Source organism: Terriglobia bacterium (genome assembly GCA_020072565.1).
Taxonomy (GTDB): Bacteria; Acidobacteriota; UBA6911; order UBA6911; family UBA6911; genus JAFNAG01.
Map to the genome: position 1 here is coordinate 1 of JAIQGI010000110.1, position 7,265 is coordinate 7,265.

At 55.4% G+C, this 7,265-nt stretch carries 6 protein-coding genes; 3 read left to right on the plus strand and 3 right to left on the minus strand.

All coding sequences use genetic code 11. The annotated features are described in order from the left end of the window. The first annotated feature begins 752 nt into the window (after positions 1-752). Positions 753-1,718, plus strand: a complete 966-nt coding sequence (locus LAP85_29145; GenBank protein MBZ5500479.1) for a tetratricopeptide repeat protein — start codon at positions 753-755, stop codon at positions 1,716-1,718. 61 nt (positions 1,719-1,779) lie between these two features. On the opposite strand, the gene LAP85_29150 is transcribed toward LAP85_29145, so the two are convergent. The 3 genes from LAP85_29150 to LAP85_29160 form a co-directional block, all read right to left on the minus strand. Then, the gene (locus tag LAP85_29150; GenBank protein MBZ5500480.1) at positions 1,780-2,337 is read right to left on the minus strand and encodes a class I SAM-dependent methyltransferase; all 558 of its coding nucleotides are present in this window, start codon (positions 2,335-2,337) and stop codon (positions 1,780-1,782) included. Positions 2,338-2,452: 115 nt separating this feature from the next. Next, positions 2,453-2,908, minus strand: a complete 456-nt coding sequence (locus LAP85_29155) for an arsenate reductase ArsC (GenBank protein ID MBZ5500481.1) — start codon at positions 2,906-2,908, stop codon at positions 2,453-2,455. A 192-nt stretch (positions 2,909-3,100) separates the two neighbouring features. Beyond that, positions 3,101-4,675, minus strand: a complete 1,575-nt coding sequence (locus LAP85_29160; protein MBZ5500482.1) for a Ppx/GppA family phosphatase — start codon at positions 4,673-4,675, stop codon at positions 3,101-3,103. Between the two features lie 162 nt (positions 4,676-4,837). Here LAP85_29160 and LAP85_29165 point away from each other — a divergent pair, with 162 nt between their 5' ends. Continuing rightward, positions 4,838-5,881 (plus strand): CHAD domain-containing protein, encoded by a 1,044-nt coding sequence (locus LAP85_29165; protein MBZ5500483.1) that lies wholly within the window; start codon positions 4,838-4,840, stop codon positions 5,879-5,881. A gap of 195 nt (positions 5,882-6,076) precedes the next feature. After that, the gene (locus LAP85_29170) at positions 6,077-6,496 is read left to right on the plus strand and encodes a hypothetical protein (GenBank protein ID MBZ5500484.1); all 420 of its coding nucleotides are present in this window, start codon (positions 6,077-6,079) and stop codon (positions 6,494-6,496) included. The last annotated feature ends 769 nt before the right edge of the window (positions 6,497-7,265 follow it).

Here is a 7,265-nt window from a genome sequence, read left to right on the forward strand (position 1 = left end):
CAATCACGCAGGCTCGGCGGCAGCAGCAGGAGCTGCTCCGGACAGTAGGAACGATATGTTTTTGCCATGGAACATAAGGTAAATTTCTCGAGCCCGCCGATCAATAGAAATCAGACAATTCTCGGACGGACTCCTAGATGAGGACAAAAGACGCTTTACAGTTACCGAATCGGGAATAGTGGTAATTCCAAAAAGAGAATCGATCGAAATGGCCAATGATGTATTGCCACGATCGATGCGAAATGCTGTTCGGATAGCCTGATTCCTGAGATCGCGATCTTGCGCACTCTACCTCTCCATCGACTCATCTCAATGAAAAGAACCTGTCGGCATAAATTCTCTTACTGCTCACTCTACACGAGAGATTGCGTCGCGAGCTGATTTTTCTTCGATTCCTCATATCTGCGATCGAAGCGATACCAGCGTGGACATTCGTCACACGGTTACGATGAATGGCGTCTGTAACGGCATCCTGTTTCTAAGCAATAGCATTCTCGCTCCGATGCCGCTTGGGAATGCAGCGGCACGACACCGCCTTCCCTGATGCGCAATCCCATAGAGAGACTCTTCCAGTATCTCCCACACCCGGATTCCCGGTTCTCTGATCAAAATCCCAGCAGCAGCCGACAAATACATTGACAGGCGGGACTTTTTCGCCGGCCGTGTTTGCATCACGGGACGCTCCACCGATCTCTTACGGGCAGGATGACTGCAGGCGTTTGGCTAGAGGTCTTGAGTGGCGGGAGGTCATCATGCGACGCAATTGCTGTTCGGCTGTTGTCGTTTTTCTCTCCTCTTTTTCCCTGGCCCTTGCTCAAGTCTCAGCTTCGGCCCCAGCGATATCCCAGCTTAAACTCGGCAATGCCTGCTATGCCAAAGGGGAGATGGACCAAGCCATCGCTCACTACGATGCCGCGCTTCGGGCGGATTCATGCTTTGCCGACGCCTATTTTCACCGCGGCAATGCTTTCTATGCCAAAGGGGACTTTGAGAGTGCCGTTGCCGATTATGATCGCGCGATTCAGCTCAACCCTGGCTGCGCAGAGGCATACAACAACCGCGGTCTCATTTTGAGAAGCAAGGGCAAAGGAGAGCAAGCGACTGCAGACTTCAGCCGCGCCATCCGACTGAACCCATACCTTGAAGAGGCATACAACAACCGCGGCATCGCGCGCCGGGAAAAGGGAGATCTGCGCGGAGCCATTGATGATTTCAATCAGGCTTTGCGGATCAACTCCCACACTGCCGCGATCTACTCAAACCGGGCCGTTGCCAAATTCCTGAAGGGCGATATGGATGGAGCGATTGAAGATCACAGCAAGGCGATCAAGCTCAATCCTCTTCTGGCAGTGGCCTACAGCAATCGTGGGGTTGCGCTCGAAGCCAAAGGGCGTGTGGACCAGGCGTTGAATGACTACGACAGGGCGATTGAGCTTGACCCGAAATTGGCGGATGCGTATGAGAATCGCGCTGCCATACGACAAGCCAGGCGGGAATATGCCGACGCCATCAAAGACTACGATCGCGTGATCGAGATCAACCCTCGTTCCGCTGTCGGCTATGCAAACCGAGGAATCATCCTGCTGATCGAGGGACAGAAGGACGAAGCGCAGAAGGATTTCGAGCGCTGTCTGCAATTGAATGAAAAACTGAAACCCACCCTCGGGCGGCGCATCCAGGAGATTTCGGGTAAGGCTGGATTAAGAAGAAACCTGTAGCGAGCCTTGAGCGGCAGACGCCGAAAGGAACTCATTCCGGCAGGCAAGTCGATTCGCGGTCTCATGCGCGCTTAATAATGGCCGTCCAGCTCGAGCGGATATATGGCCCATCCGCCACCCGGAATCCGGCGCGCTTTGCTGTTTCCATCAAGGCAGCGAAGTCGGTCTCCTTTACATGCCCCCTTGGTTCCGCCACCAGGAGCTTTCGCTGCGGCCCGAGCGCGCGGTGCATCTCGCCCAGGAACCGGCCTGCGTCCGGCAACTCATGAATCATGGCAAAAGCGAGTGCGAAATCGACTGTGCCGTCGAGATCATCCAAACCCATTCTGTCGGCCTGCGCAAGGCGCACCTCGATCCGTTCGAGGAGGCCCGCTTTGCGGGCGCGGCGTTTCAGCCCTGCAATCATTCTCGGCTGCACATCGACGGCGATTACTTTGCCATTCCGGCCCACGAGTCGCGCCAGCTCGAGGGTGAAAAATCCCATGCCGCAGCCGGGCTCGAGCACAAGCATCCCCTCCTGCACAGACGACTGCAGGATTGCGCGCGGATTGTGCCACAGCCGCCGAATCGGGTTGGCCAGAAGGTAACCGAGCCACCAAGGGCATATCCTGTGTGCCATGCTACTTCCTCAAAATTTGAAGAATTCGCCTTTTTCATGCTCAATCTTCGATCGGGGGTGCTTCGGTTCCCGGCAGCATAAAGAGGAGCCGTCTTACTCCTCGCAATTCTACTGCCTATGGCAAGATCTCTTGTGATAATGCGCCGGGCAGTTTTTCCACGAACGCACGAATCTCATCTCGCACACGACGGTAATGTTGCAGGGCCTCTTCTTCCGTGCTGGCGTTCGCAGCCAATCTGGGTGGATCTTCGAAACTGACGTGTACGCATTTGACCTTTCCGGGGAAGACCGGGCAGCTTTCTTCGGCGTGGTCGCAAACAGTCACGACGTAATCGAACGGGATGCTTCGCAGTTCATCTACGCGTTTCGAGCGATGCTCCGAGATATCAATACCCACTTCCGCCATGACCTTTACTGCCCCGGCGTTCAACCCGTGCGCCTCGATGCCAGCTGAATATGGTTCGATCAGCGGGCCCTTGAGCCGGCGCGTCCAGCCTTCCGCCATTTGACTTCGGCAGGAATTGCCGGTGCAGAGGAACAGGACTTTGATTCTTTCCGTTGCTGCCTGCATAGTTCCTCCGGGTCTTTCTTCAAATGTGATTCAGCAACCGGCTTTCCTCGATGATCCTGGAGTCCTTCTCCAGTGCACCCAGGATCCGCTCGAGTGCCTGACGAACGGAGGCGCCCGGCTGATGCAGGATATCACAAATTGCCGATGCACACGTCCAGCGTGAGCAGGGCAGTTTTCTCGATGATGCAATCTTCAATTCCGCTGCGCACCATGTCCGGCGGCAGGCCTGGCGGTAGCAAATGAAGTTTCCACATTGAAGAGCTTTTCGAAATACCGGGCATGGCGCTTGGCCATGTACAGATCCAGATCGATATCGGCATGGTCGGCGCTGGTCACGAGAGTGAATTTGAGGTCCTTTTTCCTCGAGCGGCACTTCACCGCGACCACGTTTGAAAAGTGACTCTGGTCCAGACCATCGGCAATTCGAAGAATTGCGGCGAGATAGCTGACGATTCTGCGCTTGGATGGCGGCAAAGCGGCAAATTCAGGATGCGACGTTTTCGGCACCGCGCGCCGGTGGTATCGCACCAGCTGTGCCAGAACATGCCTCTCATCATGTGCAAAGCCATGCAGATCGCAGCTCATGACCAGATAGTAGCCGTGCTTGTGGTGCTGGGAATACCCGATGTGGTACCCGATGTCATGGAGAATACAGGCATATTGCAGCAGCTTTGCTTCGGCGTCCCCCAGGCCGTGCAGGTGGGCTGTTTGCTTGAATATCTGACCCGCCAGGAGGGCTACCTTGTGAGAATGCTCAGCAGGATAGCGGCATCGGGTTGCCAGATCGACCACCGCTACCTGGCGTAAGTCCTGTGTGGATCTCTGAACGAAGGCATGCGGCCTGGTCCTGGCAAGGAAATCGTAAATCAGTCCCTCCCGCAGTGCGATCGGGCACACCGTGATGTCTTTGGCGCCGATCCCCTCAAGAACGGAATCCAGGCAGAGCAAAGCGATGGGAAAGTATTCGGCTCTCAGGGGATCCAGGTCAAATCGCTTCGCGCATTCCAGGGCAGGGAGCCGGATCATGTCCGCAAGAAACGCACGAATCTCATTGCGGCCGACAGTCGTAGAAGGATTTGCCGTTCCGCTTCTCTCACCTCGGCGTTGCTGGGCGACCCGCAGCAACGTTGTGGCAGATCCGCTGGTCACGATGACCCGATCGACATGATGCTTGCGAATGTGCGAAAGCGGAGCCGCCAGTGAATCTTTCATGAAGGTGGCGAGCAGTCGCTCCTCGCGCTTTGTGACCGGGTCGCTGGAGACAAAACGGCCATGAAGGCGCAGAAATCCGAGCTTATGACTGCTGGAATAGTAAATCCGGCCGGCATCCCCCACGGTAAACTCCACGCTGCCCCCGCCCAAATCGACAATCAGGGCCCGGGTCTTATTGAGGTCAATATGCCGGCTGACCGCCAGATGAACCAGACGCGCTTCTTCTCGTCCCGAGATGACACGGACAGACATGCCGCTGCGCGCGCGGGCACGATGCAGAAACTCCTCGCCGTTTTCGGCTTCTCGAATGGCGCTGGTGGCCACGGCGATCGTTCGTTCCACACGCCTGGCCAGCGCCATGCGGCGGAACTCATCTAGACATTGCAGGCCCCGCTCCATGGTCTCGGGATCCAGCCGCCCGCTTACGAGGGCTTTCTTGCCCAGCTGGATCATCATTTTTTCTGCGAGCACGGTCTCAAACGAGGTGGGGCCGAGAACCTCGACAACCAGCATGTGAAATGAATTGGACCCCAAATCGATTGCCGCAACTCGCATTCTGCTTCTGCTCACAGCTAAAAATCCTGGGCTCTTGCCTCACTACCAGGAGATCCATGTATAATAAGGTCGAGAATATCTACACGAGAACAACTTTGTAGCTAACAATATGCATATTACAATAGCGTTAAGGTTTCGTGAATCTTCTATCAGATCATGATTATGGACGAAGAAAGATCCACCGGCGAATTCGGCAAAACGATTCTCCAGCAGCGGGCTGATTCCCTGCTGGACGAACTCGTCTCCTTGAAGCGCCGGCCTGACGAAAAATCGATTCACGATACCCGCGTCCAATCCCGCCGGCTGCGTGCTGCGCTCGAAGCTTTTCAGGATCTGTTCGCTCCTCATCCCTGGCAGGCGGTTTACAGCGCCGTGAAGGAGATTACCCGGACCCTCGGCGGACCGCGGGAGACCGGCGTGATCATCTTGCTTCTGCGCGATCTGGGGGGTGCAGGGGATATGGCAGAAAGCCTGTGCCGGGAATATTTGATGGAAAGACTCCAGGAGAAGCTGCAAAAGCAGGAGAAAAGGCTCGAGCGGACCCTGAAGGCGATCGACCCTTCCCGCTTGCGTTCTCGCATCGCGTTTTTGCTCGCGGGCATGGAGCTTCCTGCGGAATCGAATACCATCGTGGATGCTGCAGATTGGGCCGCAAAAAGGCCCAATCGGCGGCGCAGAAAACAGAATCCATTTCAGCCGACGCTCTTTCCGCTGCACGAGGAAGCTCTGGAGCGCGCTCAACGCATCCTCAGGCAGCTGATGGAACCTATCCTGGCATTCCGGCCACGATACGATTTCCGCAAGGCGACCGACGATCAGATTCATGCCCTGCGTATCGGCGCCAAAAAACTGCGCTATGCCATGGAGCTTTTCGATCCTATCTGGCGAGGCGGATTGAAAAATCCGATCGCGGAAGCCCGCGCACTCCAGGACGCTGCAGGCGATTTTCACGATTCGTGCGATCTCTGCCGGTGTCTCAAAACAGACATCCGGCGTTTGAACAAAGGCGAGACCGTGCATCTGGCTTTTCAGATCGGTCGTCTGCTCGCCTTTGCGGAAGAGCGCCGGACCGAACTGAGAAAGCAGATTCTCCCCGCCATGAAGACCCTTCAATCAACCCTTCACCAACTGCTTGGAGAAACCGGCGCCGGGAAAGATCTCAGACCGCCCGCCATGGCGGAAAGTTTGGCGAAGAGCAGACTTTAACTCCTGAGTTCCGCCACCCCAGCTGCAGCACAACGCATTGTCGATCCCGGAACAAAGTTTCTGTGGTGCGCAAGCTTGCCGCACGCCGTTTCGGCGTGATCAAAAAATCACGATCTCTTGATGCTACGCTAACAGAATCATCAAGTATCTGTGCAACCATTAGCGCGTACTAAATTATCAGCAGGAGGTGCGGGTATGCTTGAGCCAATCAAAAGATTCCGAGTGCTGGTTTTTGATCCTGACGGCGAAGTTGAAAAATTGGTAACGGATATTCTCACAGAGGCTCCTTGCGATGTCGCCCGCGCGCAACCGAGCGACTCGCTCCATGAAACCTTCACTTATCACTTTCCCTTTGACGCAGTGGTGATGAACGTGACACAGCGCACCGGCCACTTCCTCGACATGATCCCTGCTATCAGAAAGGTTTCTCCCAAAGCTGAAATATTTGTGTTGTCCCGATCGGCGGATGAGCGGCTGTGGCTCGATGTGCTTGATCGCGGCGCCCATGAGCTGTTTATCGTGCCGCCGGATCGAGCAGAGTTTCTCGGTGCGTTCCATCAAGCCATTCAGGCGCAAAAAGCCGATGAAGCAATGCGCCCGGCGGATGCGGCATGAAAGAAGTCAGGGCTGCGAAGCCCTGATAGCCGGAAATGGAGCAGAAACCACAGTGAAGAAGATCATAACCATGATTGTCTGCCTGGCCATGATTTCCCTGGTAGCCCTTATCCTCCTTCCGCTCATGATGGGTTTCAAGTTCAAGTAATCAGTAAGCACGCCCAAGTGCAAATCCTGTGGAAATCCGCGTATCCTGGCAGTCTGCACAGATGCGAGTCATCCCCGCAGTCATCTCTGAACTGATGGAAAAACTGAGCCCTCATGGTCGATCCCTTCTTGATTAACCGGAAATCAAGTAGGCAAGAAGAACAAGAACCTTCAATTATTATCTTGTTGCTGACCGCTTTAACCCGGATTATTCATGAATATGCGATCAAAAGAATTTTTTGGACGCGGAAGAACGCTGACAGACGCTGACCGTTCGGTCTTGGTCGGCGTGCAGGAGCTTTTGCCGCGCCGCAGGCGCCAGCGCTTCGCGCTGGTCGTGCTTGCCCGGAACGGGCTGTCGAGCGCTCTAGAGTGTTGGTCTGGGAGCAGGTCCTCTGGGCGTGCGAGCGTTCGACAGCCCGTTCCGGGCAAGCAGGACGGCAAAAGCTCCTGCCAGCGTTTATCCGCGTCCAATCTTGTTGCGGGTCTTCTCCAAAGTGAGTGGGTAACTTTTCGGTCGTAATCCACTCTTTGATCTTCCAATGAGTTTCCTTACCAGTGCCTCGGCGGTTAAATCTTTTGCAAGCTGGGGGCCGCAGGCTTCGCGCCAAACAAAGTGCAT